Consider the following 17,995-nt stretch of genomic DNA (forward strand, 5'->3'; position numbering starts at 1 on the left):
GTGCAGGCCGAGTTGACGGAGTCTCAACGCCTCTTGGGGTGCAGGACTTCCTCGGTCGAGTGCGCGTCGGCTGCCTTGTCCCGCTTGGCCGCACGTTTCTCCTTGAGCGACTTGCCCGATTTCTTGGCCATGCTCTGGCGTGGCGACTTGTCAGACATGGTCGGGCCCCTTTGAGTTGGGGGCCTTTGTGGTCCCGATGGCTCGAACCCTACGCGCCGCTCGCTACTATCGCAACGATGTTGGTCAACAGTGTTGACAGTGCCTGTCGGCCGGCGTAAAGGTGGTGTCAACAACGTGGACCAACATTGTGGGCACACGATGTAATCTGGCGCTTGAGCCGCAGGGAGGAGTGGTCGCGATGGTCAAACAGGGCACGGCCTCTCGGCGTGGTGTGGAGGGGCAGATCAACCGATCGGTGATCCTGCAGTCTGCCCTGCGACTGGTGGATCGCGACGGTGTAGATGGCCTGTCGATGCGCCGACTCAGTGAGGAGGTCGGCCGGGATCCCGCCGTGCTCTACCGGCATGTGCCCAACAAGGCCACGTTGCTCGATGGGGTCACCGAGATGGTGATCGGCCAGTTGCGCGTGGACACCACCGATCCAGACTGGGCCGGCCAGCTACGCACGGTGGCCCGTGAGTTTCGGCAGCTGGCTCTGGCCCATCCAAATGTTGTGCCGCTGATGGTGACTCGCCCGTTGGCCACCCCGCTGGGACAGCGTCCGCCGGGAATGCTGCGGCCACTGGAGGATGTCCTGGCGCTGCTGACGGGGGCCGGATTCTGTGGGACTGATGCCCTGCGCATCTACCGGATGCTGTTCGGCTACCTGTACGGCCACATCCTCACCGAGTTGCAGGAGGTCGTCGAACGGCCAGAGGAGTCCGACGATGTGCTGCGACTGGGGCTGCACCGACTGTCCATCACCGAGTTCCCGCAGGTGCGCGCATTGGCGTCCGCGCTCGGGTCCTACGACGGCGCAGCCGAACTCGACCGCGGACTCGACGTGCTGTTCATCGGGTTGGAGACCACCATGGGCCGGAGTTCTCGAACGTCGGGCTGATTGTCAGGCACGCGTGCCAAGCTGGGTTCATGGCTGCGAAACGTTCCCCGCACCGCGCCGACCTCGTACTTTCCGGCGGCGGGGTCAAGGGCATCGGCCTGGTGGGCGCCGTCGTCGCGCTCAAGGAAGCCGGGTACGCGATCGAGCGGATCTCCGGAACCTCGGCCGGCTCATTGGTCGGCGCCGTGGTGGCCGCGGCTGAGCAACGCAATGAGCTGACCAATGCGCAGCTGCACGAGCTGGCGTTGAATGTGCCCTACCGCAAGTTCCGCGACAGCGGGCCGATCGAGCGCATCCCGGTGCTGGGTACGGCGTGGGGGCTGCTGCGTGAGACCGGTATCTATCGTGGTGATTTCGCCTACGACTGGATCCGCAGCGAGCTGAAGAACCTGGGCGTCAAGACTTTTGGTGATCTGGCGATCACCGATGATCGTCTGCTCCCGGAACGCCGCTACCGGTTCGTGGTCACGGTCACCGACGTGACGACCGGGCAACTGGTGCGCCTGCCCTGGGATTACCGACGCGTCTATGGACTGGACCCCGACGAGCAACTCGTCGCCGATGCGGTGCGGGCCTCGATGGCCATCCCGTTCCTGTTCCATCCGGTCACGCTGAAAACCGCTGCCGGAGAGCCGTGCACGCTGGTGGACGGCGGGGTGTTGTCGAACTTTCCGATCGACTCGTTCGACCGACCCGACGGCGCGCAGCCGCGCTGGCCGACCTTCGGGGTGACGGTGGTGCCGTATCTGCCCGCGCCCTCTGCCGAGCAGCTCATTCCCGGATTGGGGATTTTGGGCTGCGGTGGTGAGCCGACCTTCCTGGAGAGCCTGCTCACCACCATGCTGGTCGGTCACGACCAGGCCCATTTGAGCCTTCCGTGGGTGAAGGTGCGCGCGATCCAGGTGGATTCGACCGACGTCGGAGTGCTGGACTTCGACATCACCCGCAACGAGGCCGAGTCGCTGTATGACAAGGGCTACGCGGCGACGACGCAGTTTCTGTCCACCTGGGACTGGCCGGCCTATCTGGACCGCTTCCGCCGGGCACACCGGGTGAATCCGCACTGATTCGAGTAGTCCGCTACGCATTACAAGAGTCGACGGCGGATCAATACTCAGCTAGCAGCTGAAGTATTGGGGTGACCGAGATGGCGATGTCGGGGAACGTCAGTCGGCGCGTGGGCGCGATGGTGCTCATCGCGGCCGCCTGGTGGGCGCTCGTCGCCGGAACCGGTCCGGCACTCGCTGATCCGTGCCCGACGACGTCACCGATCGAGACGACGTCACCCGTGGAGACGACCTCACCGATTGAGACAACGTCACCCGTCGAGACAACGTCGCCGGTGGACACAACATCACCCATCACAGAGCCGCCTCCGCCAACCACTGAGCCGCCGCTTATCAATTCGGCCATCCTGGTACCGCCGAATTTCCCCTCGCCGACTCCCACGCCACCGCAGGTCGCCCTGCATGCGTACTGCGAGAACTACACGCCGAGCGCAACACCGTCGACGGCCCCTCCCAGCACCCCGGAGGTCGTGGTGCCGCCGGAGTTCACACCGACCGAGGCGCCGACGCCGACACCACCCACATACACTCCGCCGACCTACGCCCCGACCACAACGACGGGCAAGCATGACCCACCACCGCCCGACGGCAATCCGTGGATCCCGCTTCTGGTGTTGTGCGCCTTGGCAATCGCCGCCGGGGTGGGGGTACGAGCCTGGCGTCATCGAGGGCAGAACTTCCTCAAGACGCATGTCACCGTGACGTCCCATCCCGGGACCTCGCTGCCATTCGACGTCCGTCCCACGGACAAGGCCGATCGGGACCATGTCCTTTCCGTGGCCTCGTCCGAAGTCTCGCGTTCCACCACCGTTGAGGAGATGCGCTCATGACCGCGTCATTGATGACCAACACATCCGTGGGCACCTGGATGTTGCCGGCGTCGCGTGAAACCCAGGTCCGGATCGAGAAAGTCGTCACGCAGACCACCGCGAATCGCGAATCCGCCCGGCCGTTGAGGACTCTCGGCGTGGTAGCGCGCCACGCGTTGGCCGAGGAGATCGAGGCCAAGCTGCGGGCGGTGCTGAGCGAGACGCTGGCCGGCCTCATCATGGAGGGCTGGCATACCTACAGCGCGATCACCGACGCGATCAAGCAGTCACGCACACAGCGCGGCGTGGAGAAGATCGTGCCGTTGCGCACTCACGTCATCTCTGCCGACCGCGAGCACAACCTCGACATCGAAGTCGACAACTTCGCGGTGATGTCCCTGACCGCCAAGGCCGCAGTGAAGCTGCAATTGTTCGCTGCGGTGGCTGTGGTGCTGGACGGCCAGGTTGTGGAGATCCGATCGGGTCAGGCCACCGCGGACGGCACGTTGAGTGTCGACGGCGTCGAGGTCTCACGCAAAACTCTCGCCTTCCCGCTTGCGGTCGAACTGGTGCGGCGTCGGCCGCCGCGGGCGGTGGTGGTGGCTGCAGGCTAGCTTCCGGCACTAGGGTTCGGTTATGACGGTCAGGTACTCCGCCCCGGGCCGGATCAACCTGATCGGTGAGCACACCGACTACAACCTGGGCTTCGCATTGCCGATTGCCCTGCCGCAGCGGACCTCGGTGAGCTTCGACCCGGATTCCTCTCGTGTTCTGGAGGTTTCGAGTGAGCTAGACGACCGGATGGTGCGCATCGGCGTGGATCCTGCACCGGGGGAGGTGACGGGCTGGGCGGCGTATGTCGCCGGGGTGGTGTGGGTACTGCGGCAGGCTGGGATCTCGGTGTCGGGTGGGAGGATGGCGATCACCAGCGACGTCGCGGTCGGGTCGGGGCTGTCGTCGTCGGCGGCGCTGGAATGCGCGGCGCTCGGTGCGCTGCTCACCGCCGCGGGTCTTGATCTCGATCGTTTCGAACGCGCCCGCATCGCCCAGCACGCCGAGAACGAATACGTCGGCGCGCCAACGGGACTACTCGATCAGTTGGCGTCACTGTTCGGTGAGCCGGAACAGGCGATGCTGATCGACTTCCGCGACGTCACCGTGCAGCCGGTGCGCTTCGATCCCGAGTCGTCCGGCGTGGCACTGCTGTTGATCGACTCCCGGGCCCGGCATGCGCACGCCGGCGGCGAGTACGCGGCCCGGCGGGCATCGTGCGAGCGGGCTGCCGCCGACCTAGGAGTGGCCTCGCTGCGTGAGGTCGACCCGTCTGCCCTGCTCGGGGTCAGCGACCCGGTCGATGCCCGTCGGGCACGTCACGTGCTGACCGAGAACAAACGGGTGCTCGATTGTGTTGCCGCGCTGACATCGTCGGATTTCTCGACAGCCGGCGCGCTATGGAATGCATCGCACGCCTCGATGCGTGACGACTTCGAGATCACCACCTCGCACCTCGATCTGCTCGCTGCGGCGGCGGTGCAGGCCGGCGCGTTCGGGGCGCGGATGACCGGCGGCGGGTTCGGTGGCTGTGTCATCGCGCTGGTGCCGGGGGAGCAGGCGGATGCGGTAGGCGAGGCGGTGTCGCGAGCGGCGCGCCAGGCCGGATATCCCGAGCCGGTCATCGCCAGGACGCACGCGGGCGGTGGCGCGGGGCCCGCTACTTCAGCTTGACCATGCGTGTCGTCGAACTCTCATCCAACTCGACGACATCGGACCGCGACCGCAGGAAGTCGCTGAAAGACTTGAAGCCCAACGATTTCTCGTTGAACGACGGGTCCATCCGCTTCATCTGGCCCTTGACGGCGGAGTTGTGCAGCCACTCGACGTCGTCCTTCTCCAGGCCGATCTGCAGCGCGCGGGTCAGCAGCGCGGTGGCCTGGGCCTGCGGGTCAGGTTCTTCTTTCTTACGGTTTCGCCTCTGTTGCTTGGGTTCCGGTTCAGGAGTCGGTGTGGGGACGCCGGGTAGTGCGTCGTAGACGACGAACTCGTCGCACGCCGCGGCCAGCATCCGGCTCGAGGAGCCGGCCACTCCGATACCGACGACGTAGCGGCCCAGGCGTTTACAGCGCTGGGCGAGGGGGATGTAGTCGGAGTCGCCGGCCACGATCACCACGTGGGTGAGGTCGGGCAGGCGGAACATGTCCTCGACGGTGTCGACGGCCAGCCGGATGTCGGCGCCGTTCTTGCTGTACGCGGCGGTGGGGAAGAGCTGCACCAGATCGACGGCGCGGCCGACGAGTTGTTCGCGGTATCCGGCGTTGACGTCGGTCGACCAGTCCGCGTAGGCGCGGGTGAGGACCAGGGTGCCGAAGGAGGAGGCGAAGTCCAGGATGGCGGCGACGTCGACGGTGGCCTTGGTGAGCTTGTCGGCCTCCAGGCCCTTGGCCTTGTCCTTCTGAAATGAGTTGCGGCCGTTGACCTGGTCGTAGCGGGAGATGACGATGTTGTCGAAGTCGAGGTACACCGCGACGCGGGTGTCGAGTTCGGTCATGTCAGTCCTCGGCTTCGGGTTGCCCGATGAGATTGCGGGCGCCGGTGGGGCCGAGCAGTTCCCGGAACGCCTGGATGGTGTAGCCGACGACGATGGCGTCGGTTTTCGCGCGTGCGGTGGCAGACCGCGGCAGGCTGAACAATGGCCCCATCTCCCCGAAGTAGTCGCCGGGGCCGACGACCTTGATGACTTCCTCACCGCCGCTGGCCAATTCGCGGGCCAGTTCGATTTCGCCCTCGGTGATGATGTAGATCAGGTCGCCCATCTCGCCCTGGGAGAACAATACCTCGTCGGCCTCGATGGTCACGGTCTCGGTGTTCTGATGCTCGACGGCGACGTGCGGAACGAGCTCCACCACGTGGTCGGCGAGCGGCAGGATGCGGGTGTCGTGGGTGGCGACGACGACGACGTGCTCGCCGCTGGCGAGCTCACGGATGAGCCGCAGCACTTCCTCGACCTGGATGAAATCCAGGTGTGCGGTGGGCTCGTCGGCCAGGATCAGCGGCGGATCGAGGGCGATCGCGCGAGCCACCGCGACGCGTTGCTGCTGCCCGCCGCTGAGATCGCCGGGGCGATGGTGCAATCGGCTCTCGAGGTTGACGCGCGTCAGCAATTCGGTGGCGCGTTCGCGGGCTTCACGCCGCGTCCTGCCCGCCGCGCGCAGTGGCACCATCACGTTTTCCAGCGCGGTCAGGCTGGGCACCAGGTTGAAGGCCTGGAACACGATGCCGACGGTGTCGCGCCGGTAATCCGAGAGCGATTTCTTGTCGAGCGTCGTCACGTCGATGTCGCCGAACTCGATACGGCCCGCGGTCGGTTTGAGGATCCCGCCTAGGCACGACAGGAGTGTCGTCTTCCCGCAACCACTGGGGCCCAACAGAATTGACAACGATCCGGCGGGAACCTCGAGGTCGAGGCCGTCGATCGGGCGCACCGCGTAGCCGCCGCTGGAGTACTCCACGACGAGGTCTTTGACGAGTAAGTCGGCCATATCAGGGACCTCGGAATGCCAGGGCGGGGTCGACGTTCACGGCACGGCGCAGCCCGGCCACGCTGGCCAGCAGTCCGACCACGACGGCGACGATCGGCAGGGCGACGAATGCCACCGTCGGCACGTCGCAGCGCATCGGGAACAGCGGTCCGAGCAGCAATGACAGCCCCGCGCCCAGTACCGCGGCCAGCAGCGCGACCGTCACGGCCTGCATCGCCAGCCCGGCCATGATGGATCGGCTGGCCACGCCGACGGCCTTGAACACCGCGAAGTCGCGCGTGCGTTCCAGCGCCGACAGATAGATCACCGAGCCGACGATCAGCACCGCGACCGCCCACAGCAGGCCGGCCATCAGGCTCATCGCCTGGTTGGCGCCGCGCAGTGGGCGCACCATGTCGTCGATGGCGCCGGACCGGTCCACGATGCGGAATTCCGGTGGCGGCGGGCCCGGGGTGCCGACGATGCCGACCGAGGAGATCAGCTTCTGCCCCGAGAACAGCAGTTGCTGGGCGCCGGGCACCGTCAGGTAGATGTTGTCCTGGGCGGCCAGGGCGGTGAGGTCGTCTACCAGGCCGACGACGCGCAGTTTCGCCGCCCCGACCGCCACGTCGGCGCCGATCGGTTGGTCCATCGTCGTCGACACCGCGACCTCGTCGGTTGCGCGCGGTGCTCGGCCATCCTTGATGGCCGGTGTGCCCGGGCCCGCATCGGGCACCCCGAACACGTTGACGTTGCGCGGGGTGCCGTTGTTCGGGATCGTCGACGAGCCGTAGACGAGAGGCACGGCGGCGGTGACGCCGGGCAGGCGGGCGGCTCGCTGAACGTCGGTCTGCGGCAGCGGTGCCGAGCCGAGGAACGGGCCCGCCGCACCCGCTTTGATCATGTACGCGTCCAGGCCCAGGGCGTCGACACTGCGTTCGGCTTCGACCCGGAAACCATGGGCCAGGCCCGTCAACACCAACGTCATGGCAAAGACCAAGCCGGTGCCGACGGCGGCGATGAGGAATCGCCGTCGCCGCCATTGCAGATCGCGTAACGCCGCCATCAACACGTCGGTGCCCTGCCCATCTCGTGCTCGACGTTACCGAGATGGGTGTGGCGGGTGGCGGTTATTGGGGCATTTGGTGTGAGGGGCGCGGGCGGTCCGGCGGATTGGCCGGGCGGGCTCGGGCGGCATGCGCGGGTGGACGTCGTCAAAACTTTTGACGGTCTTTCCTGACCGATATCGCCCAAACAGATCTTGCTCTCGCTCCATCATGTCGGTGGCAGGTGCGAACGTCGACCAGTCACCTGACCACAGCAGTACGACGGCGTGGGCGGTGTCGTCGGTAGGCCGCCGACAAGTTCGGCGGGAATTGGCGCGTCGTTGGTGCCGGCACCGACCTTAGGCTCATGAGCGTGCGATTCGCCCCCGTTGTGGCCGCGCTGTGCGCCGCGGTGATGGTTGGCGTGAGTGGCTGCACGGGTGCGCCCGATCGTGAACAGGAAGCGAGCGACATCCGGAACCGCATCGCGGCGATGCCGGGGGTGTCCGAGGTTGACCTGATCTACGACAACGGCATCCTCGAGGGCACCCGGTTCGAGCTCGCGGTGTCGATGGATCAGGCCACCGATCAGCAGGTGGGCGCGGTCGCTGCGCAACTCGACGAGTTGCGCGGCAAGGACTTCGAGAAGTTCGACCAGCGGGTGAAGATCATTGTGGCCAAATGGACTTCGCTGTCCGCCAGCGCCGATCTGCCCGACGATGTCGAGCACGTAACCGGACTGGTGCGTCGCCTTCGAGCTGATGCTCCGGCCGGGGAGATCCAGTGGTTCGGTGGAGCCGGGCCTGACGCATCGAAGGTAGAGATCCGGGATGCCGCGGAACCTGGTGCGGCCGTCGACGCGATCCTGCATATCTTCGCCGATCGGCCACCGAATGACATCGAAGTCGCCCCGTCCGATCGGGTCGGCGATGCGCACTGGATGATCTTCACCCGGTTCACGTCCTTGGAAAAGCAGCGTATTGACCGGCAATTGGCCGCGGCGGCACCCGTCACCCCTGGGTGGATCAGTGTCCGGGACGGGAGGGTCGAGCACCTGACTTTCAGTGTGCCGACACGGGCGACGGCTTACGAGGACATCGTGCGGACCATTCACGCGATCGAGGCCGGCCCGGACCATCCCGCCAGCCTCACCTGGGCCTGGAATGGCGATCAGTCCCGCTACAACGAGCCACGTTGGGCGGGCAGCGCCCAGGTCGGCAAGTGCGACTACGTCGGCGGCGACCGCACCAAGAGTGAACCGCTCGTGGCGGAGGCGTTGGCGCTGCAACAGCGCATCCGCGACGAGTTCGACACCTGCCTCAAATAGCTGATTCCGGTCAGGATTGGCCGGCCGGGGTCAGTTTGATCGCGGCGAGGTGTTCACGATCGACCGCCTCGGTGAACTCCTCCAGCGTGGGAATCTGCGGATCGCGGAATGTCAGCCCCATCATTCGCTGTGCGCGTTTGACGCCGTAGGACTCGGCGCAGCGGTGGAACAGATCGGCGACGGTGGCGCGGTCTGTGATGAGTTCGCCGTGCATGGTCGTCGTCTGCCCGTCGTGCAGGACCTCGGCGGTGGCGCCGTCGCGGAAGTTGTGCTTCCATCCGGCGTCGGTCATGGCGTAGAGGGCGTTGTCGACAAAGTGGGCGCTCAGTGGAATCGCGTACTGCCGTCCGGTCTTTCGGCCGCGGACGGTCAGCACCATGAACTGTTTGCGTGCGGCGCCGGCGAACGGTGTGCGCAGCATGAACCGCAGGGCCGGGTTGACGACCTGCAGCATCACCTTCGGCGGGTGGGCCACGGTGACTGCGGGTGACTGCTCTGTCATGACTTCACGCTAGGCCGATTGTGCGACGTTGCCCAGATTCTGATTGATTGCGACGATCCCGCGCGGGACCATGGCGCTATGGCCGGCTTCGTCACCGTCCGGGCCTACGCCGAGCTCAACGACTTTCTCGGACCGCAGTCGCGCGGTGCGGCCGTGCGGCGTCCCTGCCAGAGCCATCAGACCGTCAAGGATGTGCTGGAGGCGATGGGCATTCCGCATACCGAGGTCGACCTGATCCTGGTGAACGGGGATCCGGTCGGCTTCGCGCACCGCCCGGCGGTCGGTGACCGCATCGCGGTGTATCCGATGTTCGAGGCCCTCGACATTGGCGCGACAACCCGGCTGCGTCCGGTGCCGCTGCGGAATCCGCGGTTTGTGATCGACGTCAACCTCGGCCGGCTGGCCAGGCTGCTGCGCGTGCTCGGGTTCGACGTGTGGTGGTCCAGCGACGCCGACGATCAGATGCTGGCCGACATCAGTGTCGAGCAGCAGCGCATCCTGCTGACCCGAGACCGTGGCCTGCTGAAGCGTCGCACCATCACCCACGGCTTGTTCGTTCACTCTCAGCTGCCGGAGGAGCAGACGCTGGAGGTGCTGCGGCGCCTGGATCTGCGGCGGCGGGTGGCGCCGTTCACCCGGTGCGTGCGCTGCAACGGCCGGCTGGCCGAGGTGACGAAGGAGGCGGTGATGGACCGGCTTGAGCCGTTGACCCGCCGCTACTACGACGAGTTCAGCCGATGCCCGGACTGCGGGCAGATCTATTGGCCCGGAACGCATTTTGCGTCGTTGAACCGTTTCGTCGATGGACTTCTCGAACAACTCTGATTGATACGGGTTGGTTCAGGCCGCGGCGCGAGTGCCGCCGAATCGGATTGGCTGGGCGCCGAAGGGATTTGGATCTGCTCCCACTCTCACTATACGGCCGGGGGTGGGGCTTGCGGCAAGACCCCCGAGGTGCTGCACAATCTTTCGATCCGTGACGAGATGGGGGAAATTGTGGCGAGTACGCCGAAACCGTTTGAACTGCACGAGTCCGGTGCGCTCCTGCACGGCACCAAGGCCGACCTGGCGGTGGGTGATTGCTTGGTGCCCGGACGCGAGTCGAATTACGAGTCAGGACGGATCATGAACCACGTGTACGTCACCCGAACATTGGATGCCGCGGTATGGGGAGCGGAGATGGCCGCCGGTGAGGGGCGGGGCCGCATCTACATCGTCGAACCCGAAGGTGTGCTGGAGGACGACCCGAACGTCACCGACAAAAAGCTTCCCGGAAACCCGACGCGTTCCTACCGAACCCGCGAGCCGGTGAAGATCGTCGGTGAGATCACCGATTGGGTGGGGCATCCACCCGAGCAGCTGCAAGGCATGCGGAACACCTTGGCTGACCTTCGGCGGCGAGGGCTTGACGTCATCTACGACTGACATCGCACGCGCCTCACCTTTTACCGCCGGTTCCGCTCTCATGTCCCCTTGAGGATGGTGTGGCGAACGTGCAGCATTTCCGGCCAGAATTGCCGGATCACGCGGAAACCCTGCACGTTCGCCACAGCACCGCACGCCACTGCCTCAGCCCACCCTCGTCCCAGGTCAGTTCGCTCGATACTGGGATTTGGTTCCCACCCCGTACCCTTCTACGGTGACTGCGATCGATCCTGACCAGCTCAGCACGTGCCTTCGGGTGCTGTCCGAGGTGAGCGCGCTGCCGCCCGAGCACCCCGACGCCGTTGCTGTGCGCCAGGCCACCGCGAAGCTGTTCAAAGACGTGAAGAAGGCCCGTCGGGACGCCAGACGCGACGCGATCGCGGCCGCTGACCGCGCTGTCATCGCCGCCACCGCCACCGGTGCACCCGGACGGATCGACGACGAAACCCAGGGTTTGCCGCTGGTGTCCGCCACCGTCGGGGCCAGTGCGGGCACGCTGCTGCGCTCGCGGGCCTGCTACATCTGCAAGAACCACCACACCGTGGTCGACGCCTTCTACCACCAGCTTTGTCCGGACTGCGCTGCGGTCAACCGGGCCAAGCGCGACGCCCGGACCGACCTGTCCGGTCGCAGTGCCCTGCTCACCGGCGGGCGCGCCAAGATCGGCATGTACATCGCGCTGCGGCTGTTGCGCGACGGCGCGCACACCACGATCACCACCCGGTTTCCCAACGATGCGGTGCGCCGCTTCGCCGCGATGGAGGACAGTGCCGACTGGCTGCACCGGCTGCGAGTGGTGGGGATCGACCTGCGTGATCCGGCCCAGGTAGTCGCCCTGGCCGACGAGGTGGCCGCGCAGGGCCCTCTGGACATCCTGATCAACAACGCCGCGCAGACAGTGCGCCGCCCGCCGGGCTCGTATGCCGCGCTGGTCGAGGCCGAGCGCACACCGCCGCCGGCCTTGGTGGACGTGATCACCTTTGACCATGTCAGTGACGCGCATCCGCATGCCCTGGCCGGGAGTCTCGGCGAGCACCCGGCCGCACATGCGCTGACCGAGCTGGCCCTGACCGCGCGCAGTGCCTCGCCGGAGCGGATCTCCGCTGGGATTGCCATCGACGCCGGCGGGCTGCTGCCGGATACCGCGTCGGTCAACAGTTGGACCCAGCGCGTGCACGAGGTCGACGCGATGGAGCTCCTCGAGGTGCAGCTGTGCAACCAGACCGCACCCTTCATTCTGGTGAGCCGGCTGCGCCCGGCCCTCGCTGCGTCGCCCGCTCGGCGCAAGTATGTGGTGAACGTGTCAGCGATGGAAGGCCAGTTCAGCCGCCGCTACAAGGGTCCCGGGCACCCACACACCAACATGGCCAAGGCCGCCCTGAACATGCTGACCCGCACCAGTGCGGGGGAGATGCTGGAGCAGGACGGCATCCTCATGACCGCGGTCGATACCGGTTGGATCACTGACGAGCGACCGCACCCGACCAAACTACGGCTGGCCGAAGAAGGCTTCCACGCACCGCTGGATCTGGTGGATGGTGCTGCGCGCGTGTACGACCCGATTGTGCGCGGGGAACTGGGTGAGGATCTCTTTGGGTGTTTCTTGAAGGACTACTCGCCGAGCAACTGGTAGGGCCACTGTTGTCAGGTGAACTGCCCGAGTGCCGCAGACACCGCGGCGCGGACCGTATGGGCAATGACGTCCGGAGACGAGGCATCGAATTTGCCGTCGAGGTGTAAGAAGGCCAGGCCGTGCTCGATGTCGTCACCGAAGGCCAACTCGCCCTGCATATGCCGGTGCCGGTGTCGGTGCGGAAGTAGGGAACTGCCGGCGACTGTTCGAGAACCAGATATTCTCCAAATGCATGGACAGCTCAGAGGGTCTGAGCGTATGCGATTAGTTCGTCGTAGTCGCGTACGCGTCGCTGGTCTACCAGTTTCCGGAAAATCTCGGCAGTTTCTCGTCTGCGCGGATTTCCCCTTGTAGTGGTTTCGATGGCTGCGGTCAACGCTGGTAGATCGAGGTGGTAGACGCAATCGACCTCGCCGGAACCACCGCCGAGGATTCTGAGCATGTAGGGCCGCGGCTCCATTGTGACGGCGGCGAAATGCGGCATTGGACCTCGGCGCAGAGCGGCCATCTTGGCCCCTTGACTCCGACAGTCCTGAGCTCGATCGGTTCGCAGAGACCACTTCAGCGATAGGCCCATTTCGAGGTGTGGGAGTGCACCGATCCTGGCTCGGCTGGCTGTTACGTCCAGGCCGAGTAGAGCTTCCTCGCCGATTTCTTCAATTATTCGCCGTCTGTTCTCGACTTCGCTGGCTAATGCGTTCTCTAGACTCTCGAAGAGCTCCGCTCGTCGCTTTGCGTCCTTCGGGGGGGACTGGGTCCTCCGCTCTACAAACTGCTTGAGTCGTTTCACAGACCTAGTGACGGCTGGGGAGTTTTCGGGCTTCAAGTCACGTATCACAGCGACGTGACGGAATTGATCGAAGGAGTTGAGCTTTTTCTCCGATTCCACAACGAGGTCGCGTCCGGAAAGCTGCTTTTCGAGGTCGACTGCCAATTTTTGAGACATCTGTTTATCCAGACTCGTCGGCGGTACCGTGCCTGGTTGTACGCCCATGGCGTCGAACAGAGCTTGGCCCAGTTCGATCGAAAATGCTTCCGAGGCATCGGAAGTGTTCGCCCGGCCATCTCGGAAGCCGCATAGATCCAAGGCGAACGGGGCGGGCATCGTGTACCTCCAACATAAGCGGACAAGCGCAGTCGGTCCAGACTATAGGTTTCGCTGGAGACAAGCTCTGCCGATAGCGGCAATGGTCATTGCCACGAATGTTGGTGATGGTTCTGTCTGCTGGCCGCCAATCGAGGCAAGTTCCGTCGTCTCATTGCGCCAATCCCATACTATCGCCTAGTGTCTCGACCTGTGAGGCAGCAAATTTGAACGCACTCTTTGCTGGAGAACTTCTTGGGTGGAAGCCGCGAGGTTCCGGTCTTGTGCCGAATACTGCCGACTCCGACAACGCTGCGTCAGTTTCACTGGCCGCATCCATACTCGACGAACTGGGTGTGTCTCGGGGGGTTGCATCGGGCGTTTCAAACCCCCAGAGCGGACGCCCACTTGAACTCGCGGTGGCTGCAACGCTCAAGGTGGATCTGCCGAAGATCGATCCAACGCGCAGCTGGATGATCGATGAAGCAAGCCACCCGATTACCGATTTCTTGCAGTATGACCACCTCAAGAAGGTCGATCAGCTAGTCAAGGCAAATGCGGAACTGCGAACGACGCTGGGGATGGACTACATCATCAAACCGGATGTGGTAGTTGGGCTTCCGTCTCGCCATCCCGATGAGCCGCCATTTCTGCATGCCGCCATCTCTTGCAAATGGACGATTCGCAGTGACAGGGTCCAGAACATCCGTCACGAGAATAACCAGATGATTCGGCATCGCCGCGAACGTCTGCCTCACCTCGTGACAGTCACCGCCGAGCCACTGCCGAGTCGGCTTGCTGCGATTGCGCGTGGAACTGGTGAGGTCGATGCCGTCTACCACATCGCGTTCGACGCTCTCGATGAGGCGGTAGTGAAACTGGCTTGCCGCAAGCAGATCTCGATTGACCAGGTTGACGCATGGAACGAGGTCACCAGCCAAGGCCGGGTTCGTCCGTACAGTGATCTCGCGGAGACGCTTGCGTTGTGGTGACGTCTAAAGATGCCTTTGGATATGCGCCGCGATTGCCTGTGCCAGACCGGAGGGGACGGCGTTTCCAATCTGTTTTGCTATTTGAATCTTTGACCCACACCACAAGTAATTTTCGGGGAAGTCCTGCAAGAGGGCTGCCTCATAGTGAGTTATGGGTCGGTTCACTCGATGGCGGCCCGCCGCATCCCACTGCGGATGAAGATAAGCGCCCTTTTCTGGCTTGAAGAACTCGGTCCTTATCGTATGCGACGGCATATCCCATCGCATCCGTCCCATCACATCAGTAGTCCCCGTTGGCTTCTCACGCCAGCAGCGCGGCAGCAGGTGATCCGGCACGTCGAATCGCCCGCCGCCAGGTGGCACATGGTCATAGCGTTGTAGCGAGAGGTCGGTAGGTGTTCTTCCCAGATGAATATCCAAACCCTTGAAGGTCCCGGGAACGATTTCGCCGAAGAACTGCACTGTCGACGAAGGTAGTGCAGTCGATGTAGGTTTCTCTGGCAGCTTGCCGATGCGGCGCTTTGTTGTGACCCAGCTTTTGATGTCGGGCGACAAGGGTCGGCGAGCGTGAGTAGGGTCCGGCAACTCGATCGGCCCAATCCGTGAACCGATAACGATCGTTCGAATTCGGCGCTGTCCGACTCCAAAGTCTGCGGCATTGAGATGGCCGAACCTCAAGTCGTATTGGGACAGGGCGCCGTCCTCTGCTTCATTGAGCAACAGTTCAAATTCTGGGGCGCGCATGAACCGGTCGACATTCTCGATTACGAACACTTTCGGGTTCGCGAGCCTGACCACCCTCAGATACTCACGCCACAGTTGGTTGCGAGGGTCGTTTACATCTTTGGACCCCAGGTTCGAGAATCCCTGACATGGCGGGCCGCCAATGACAAGATCCGCTTCCGGGACCTCAGTCGACTTGACAGTGGCGATGTCACGCCAGAGTGTGTGATCTTCGCCGAAGTTCGCGGCATAGGTGGAGGCGGCATAGAGGTCCCACTCGACGGCCAGGGTTGGAGTGAAGCCCTCGGCGGTGAAACCGCAGGTCATTCCGCCACAGCCAGCGAAGAGGTCGATCATGGTGGCCACGAACGCATCGTACGGTGGAGGGCCGACAGAACACAGTAGCGGCGCGCTGGCCTATATCACTTTGGTCCGATGACGTCGTACAACGGCGTGCTGGATGACTGCTACAGCTTCGTTGGTCGTCTCGTGCTCCCATATCCGGATGACGAGCCAGCCGGCGTCGATCAGGAGTTGAGTCTGCAGACGGTCGCGTGCCGCGTTGGTCTCCAGCTTGTTTCGCCAAAAATCAGCGTTAGTCGCGGGCATCGTCCGGTGCTCCGGGCACATATGCCAGAAGCAGCCGTCCACAAACACCGCGATGCGGAGCCTGGTGAATGCGATGTCGGGCCTCACGAGGCGGCCCCCGACGCGGATCGGGTAATCCTTCCTGAAGCGCAAGCCGAGTCGATGGAGAGCTGAGCGAGTTCGTAGTTCCAGCGCAGTATCAGCTCGGCGAACTGCGGCCATGTTTCGGGATCGGGCCGCAGAAGGTTTTCGTAGTTGCTCCGTGATATTCGAATCGTAGTCAGCGCTCCTCCCGCGGACTCAACCTGGCGACTCGACGGTATGACAACGTCGTCTAGCCTGCTCTGATGGCTTCTGACGGGGGTCCCCGCCCGGCGAACAATGCGGTCGAACACGTCGACGTTAGTGCTCCGCCGGGCCGCATACCCGACACCGAAGCGCTACGAAACACGTGGCAGCGCGGCGACTACGAACCCCGTATCCACTACATCCGGTTCCCCTATTTCAAGAATCTCGGAGCCGACCTGCGGGTAGATTTCTCGTTCCCGATAACTGCATTGGTCGGAGCAAACGGATCGAACAAGTCGTCCATTCTCCGTGCGCTGCAGGGCTGCCCAGAGGGGCAGAATATTGGACTTTACTGGTTCGGCACGCCACTCGACAGCGTCTCTGACGAGGAACGGCATCGATTTATTCATGGTCGCTGGTCAGATTCGGCTCAGTGCCTGGTCGAGGTAATTCAAATTCGGCGAGCGCGGACTAGGGGACGGAACGGCAAGGGTGCGCCGGATTACTTCGAATCTGATGAACCTTTGGTGCGTGACGGTATGCGGCCGATGCCTGAACCGCCAATTCCGATGCCGGAAGATCGGAGTGAAACCCGTTGGCGGGCGATACGGAAAAACGTCGTATACTTCGATTTCCGTGCCGAAATATCCGCGTTTGATAAGTACTTCCACCACAATGATTCAAACACCCGTGGGCCTATCACGCAGCAGGCGCAGCAGATCCGCGATCGGAAAGAGGCGTTATACGAAAGATCATCTATTGTTCGAAAGATCCTAGACCGAGGGCTGGCGAGTTTTAAGCCTGGCGGTAAAGAACTTGTCATTGCCGAGCCTGTGGAATTGGGTCACGCTGAATTACGGTGGGTAAGTTATGTCCTTGGCCGGAGGTATACCCGGATACGAGTCATCGGGCATCGCGCATTTAAGGTATCTGGCACTACAGCGCTGATGGAGACGGAGCACCTGACCTATAGTGAGGCATGGGCTGGCAGTGGCGAATTCGCTGTGGTGAGACTCATAACAACAGTGTTGGGCTGTCCTGATCGGACGTTACTGTTACTTGATGAGCCGGAAGTCTCGCTCCACCCTGGGGCGCAGGTTCGGCTAATGAACTTTCTCCGGCGTGTGACATTGGACAAGAAGCTGCAGGTGGTTTTGTCAACGCATTCTCCTGCGATCGTTGATCGTTTGCCCGACGAGGCGATTAAAGTCTTCGACCGAAATGGTGAAGGGAAGATTGTACTGCGGGCGCAGGGCTCGACGCCGTCTGAAGCCTTTGTGGCTCTCGAACATCGATTTCACAAAAAGACAATCATTGTCGAAGATCGTTTAGCGCGGGAAGTTGTCAGATGCATATTGCGAAGTGGGGGCGCTTCGAAACTGGAATCAGTAGATGTGAAATTTCTTCCGGGAGGCGCGTCAACCATGCTTTCTCGGCTGCTGCCAGCTTGGGCACTCGAAGGGAGGGGCGACGTTTTGCTGCTACTGGATGGCGATAAGCGCATTGATCCGCCCCCGCCATCGAGCGCGATGGCCGCTGACGACCTTGACGGTGAAATTAGGCGAATGCTCGACGTTAAAAGTGTAAACAAGCACATCCCCGCGAATACCGGGGGTGTCGCTGAATCTGACATGAGATTGATAATCGATTGGTATCGCCGATTTGTGAGGTTTTTGCCTGGTGAATCACCGGACAAGTGGGTGGGCGAACTCATTGATCCATCTGCACGCATTGTAGGCGATGCAAAGGCTTGGTGGGACGATAGATATCGGCATGCCTCCGGCATGTTAACTACAGAGCACGTTGAGTCCGATCAGCGGTTTCGGTTTCAGCAGATGTGTCTCGGTACTGTCTGTGTCGATGGGACGCCAAATCTGCTGCGACTAAAAGCGACGATAGACTCGTTCATCGCGGACAATGTATGAGGTTATCCGAG

At 63.3% G+C, this 17,995-nt stretch carries 19 protein-coding genes and 1 pseudogene; 11 read left to right on the top strand and 9 right to left on the bottom strand.

Going from position 1 to position 17,995, the window contains the following annotated elements:
* Positions 1 to 23 precede the first annotated feature (23 nt).
* Positions 24 to 158 carry a hypothetical protein gene (locus AB0I14_RS25470; RefSeq protein WP_358027607.1) on the bottom strand — a complete coding sequence of 45 codons (135 nt, stop codon included), beginning with the start codon at positions 156 to 158 and terminating at the stop codon, positions 24 to 26.
* A 200-nt stretch (positions 159 to 358) separates the two neighbouring features.
* Between AB0I14_RS25470 and AB0I14_RS25475 the strand changes: the two genes are divergently transcribed.
* The 5 genes from AB0I14_RS25475 (at position 359) to AB0I14_RS25495 (ending at position 4,661) form a co-directional block, all read left to right on the top strand.
* Entirely contained in the window at positions 359 to 1,060 is a 702-nt protein-coding gene (locus AB0I14_RS25475) for a TetR/AcrR family transcriptional regulator C-terminal domain-containing protein (protein WP_358027609.1), read from the top strand.
* A 29-nt stretch (positions 1,061 to 1,089) separates the two neighbouring features.
* On the top strand, positions 1,090 to 2,127 hold the full coding sequence (locus AB0I14_RS25480; protein WP_358027611.1) for a patatin-like phospholipase family protein: 1,038 nt from the start codon (positions 1,090 to 1,092) through the stop codon (positions 2,125 to 2,127).
* Between the two features lie 80 nt (positions 2,128 to 2,207).
* The gene (locus tag AB0I14_RS25485; RefSeq protein WP_358027614.1) at positions 2,208 to 2,957 is read left to right on the top strand and encodes a hypothetical protein; all 750 of its coding nucleotides are present in this window, start codon (positions 2,208 to 2,210) and stop codon (positions 2,955 to 2,957) included.
* Positions 2,954 to 3,550, top strand: coding sequence for a hypothetical protein (locus AB0I14_RS25490; RefSeq protein WP_358027617.1), 597 nt, complete (start codon positions 2,954 to 2,956; stop codon positions 3,548 to 3,550). Before AB0I14_RS25485 ends, AB0I14_RS25490 begins: the two co-directional genes overlap by 4 nt.
* Before the next feature lie 22 nt (positions 3,551 to 3,572).
* The gene (locus AB0I14_RS25495; RefSeq protein WP_358027620.1) at positions 3,573 to 4,661 is read left to right on the top strand and encodes a galactokinase; all 1,089 of its coding nucleotides are present in this window, start codon (positions 3,573 to 3,575) and stop codon (positions 4,659 to 4,661) included.
* On the opposite strand, the gene AB0I14_RS25500 is transcribed toward AB0I14_RS25495, so the two are convergent.
* Genes AB0I14_RS25500 through AB0I14_RS25510 form a run of 3 tightly spaced genes read right to left on the bottom strand, consistent with a single transcriptional unit; the run spans position 4,648 to position 7,523 of the window.
* Entirely contained in the window at positions 4,648 to 5,481 is an 834-nt protein-coding gene (locus AB0I14_RS25500; RefSeq protein WP_358027622.1) for an NYN domain-containing protein, read from the bottom strand. The genes AB0I14_RS25495 and AB0I14_RS25500 overlap by 14 nt on opposite strands.
* 1 nt (position 5,482) lies before the next feature.
* Positions 5,483 to 6,472: an ATP-binding cassette domain-containing protein gene (locus AB0I14_RS25505; protein WP_358027625.1), complete on the bottom strand. Its 990-nt coding sequence runs from the start codon at positions 6,470 to 6,472 to the stop codon at positions 5,483 to 5,485.
* Position 6,473: 1 nt separating this feature from the next.
* Complete coding sequence (locus tag AB0I14_RS25510) at positions 6,474 to 7,523, bottom strand: ABC transporter permease (RefSeq protein WP_358027628.1); 1,050 nt, start codon at positions 7,521 to 7,523, stop codon at positions 6,474 to 6,476.
* Between the two features lie 341 nt (positions 7,524 to 7,864).
* Between AB0I14_RS25510 and AB0I14_RS25515 the strand changes: the two genes are divergently transcribed.
* Positions 7,865 to 8,824, top strand: coding sequence for a hypothetical protein (locus tag AB0I14_RS25515; protein ID WP_358027631.1), 960 nt, complete (start codon positions 7,865 to 7,867; stop codon positions 8,822 to 8,824).
* 10 nt (positions 8,825 to 8,834) lie between these two features.
* On the opposite strand, the gene AB0I14_RS25520 is transcribed toward AB0I14_RS25515, so the two are convergent.
* The gene (locus AB0I14_RS25520) at positions 8,835 to 9,326 is read right to left on the bottom strand and encodes a hypothetical protein (protein WP_358027634.1); all 492 of its coding nucleotides are present in this window, start codon (positions 9,324 to 9,326) and stop codon (positions 8,835 to 8,837) included.
* Between the two features lie 78 nt (positions 9,327 to 9,404).
* Between AB0I14_RS25520 and AB0I14_RS25525 the strand changes: the two genes are divergently transcribed.
* The 3 genes from AB0I14_RS25525 to AB0I14_RS25535 all read left to right on the top strand — a co-directional run bounded on the left by AB0I14_RS25525 (position 9,405) and on the right by AB0I14_RS25535 (position 12,384).
* A complete protein-coding gene (locus AB0I14_RS25525) occupies positions 9,405 to 10,151 on the top strand; it encodes a Mut7-C RNAse domain-containing protein (protein ID WP_358027636.1) in 747 nt (248 codons plus the stop codon).
* Between the two features lie 159 nt (positions 10,152 to 10,310).
* Positions 10,311 to 10,751: an NAD(+)--rifampin ADP-ribosyltransferase gene (gene arr / locus AB0I14_RS25530; RefSeq protein WP_358027901.1), complete on the top strand. Its 441-nt coding sequence runs from the start codon at positions 10,311 to 10,313 to the stop codon at positions 10,749 to 10,751.
* A 214-nt stretch (positions 10,752 to 10,965) separates the two neighbouring features.
* The gene (locus AB0I14_RS25535) at positions 10,966 to 12,384 is read left to right on the top strand and encodes an SDR family NAD(P)-dependent oxidoreductase (protein ID WP_358027639.1); all 1,419 of its coding nucleotides are present in this window, start codon (positions 10,966 to 10,968) and stop codon (positions 12,382 to 12,384) included.
* An 11-nt stretch (positions 12,385 to 12,395) separates the two neighbouring features.
* Here the strand turns inward: AB0I14_RS25535 and AB0I14_RS25540 are convergent.
* Positions 12,396 to 12,512, bottom strand: a pseudogene (locus AB0I14_RS25540) (TetR family transcriptional regulator); the annotation flags it as partial.
* A 113-nt stretch (positions 12,513 to 12,625) separates the two neighbouring features.
* The gene (locus AB0I14_RS25545) at positions 12,626 to 13,489 is read right to left on the bottom strand and encodes an NgoMIV family type II restriction endonuclease (RefSeq protein WP_358027641.1); all 864 of its coding nucleotides are present in this window, start codon (positions 13,487 to 13,489) and stop codon (positions 12,626 to 12,628) included.
* Positions 13,490 to 13,596: 107 nt separating this feature from the next.
* Here AB0I14_RS25545 and AB0I14_RS25550 point away from each other — a divergent pair, with 107 nt between their 5' ends.
* Positions 13,597 to 14,460, top strand: coding sequence for an NgoMIV family type II restriction endonuclease (locus tag AB0I14_RS25550; RefSeq protein ID WP_358027644.1), 864 nt, complete (start codon positions 13,597 to 13,599; stop codon positions 14,458 to 14,460).
* A gap of 3 nt (positions 14,461 to 14,463) precedes the next feature.
* Here AB0I14_RS25550 and AB0I14_RS25555 read toward each other — a convergent pair whose 3' ends face one another.
* A complete protein-coding gene (locus AB0I14_RS25555; RefSeq protein WP_358027903.1) occupies positions 14,464 to 15,540 on the bottom strand; it encodes a DNA cytosine methyltransferase in 1,077 nt (358 codons plus the stop codon).
* 60 nt (positions 15,541 to 15,600) lie between these two features.
* Positions 15,601 to 15,993: a very short patch repair endonuclease gene (locus AB0I14_RS25560; protein ID WP_358027646.1), complete on the bottom strand. Its 393-nt coding sequence runs from the start codon at positions 15,991 to 15,993 to the stop codon at positions 15,601 to 15,603.
* A 125-nt stretch (positions 15,994 to 16,118) separates the two neighbouring features.
* On the opposite strand from AB0I14_RS25560, the gene AB0I14_RS25565 reads away from it, so the two are divergent.
* Positions 16,119 to 17,984, top strand: coding sequence for an AAA family ATPase (locus tag AB0I14_RS25565; RefSeq protein WP_358027649.1), 1,866 nt, complete (start codon positions 16,119 to 16,121; stop codon positions 17,982 to 17,984).
* The last annotated feature ends 11 nt before the right edge of the window (positions 17,985 to 17,995 follow it).

This window comes from Mycobacterium sp. NPDC050441 (assembly GCF_040655355.1).
Classification (GTDB): domain Bacteria; phylum Actinomycetota; class Actinomycetes; order Mycobacteriales; family Mycobacteriaceae; genus Mycobacterium.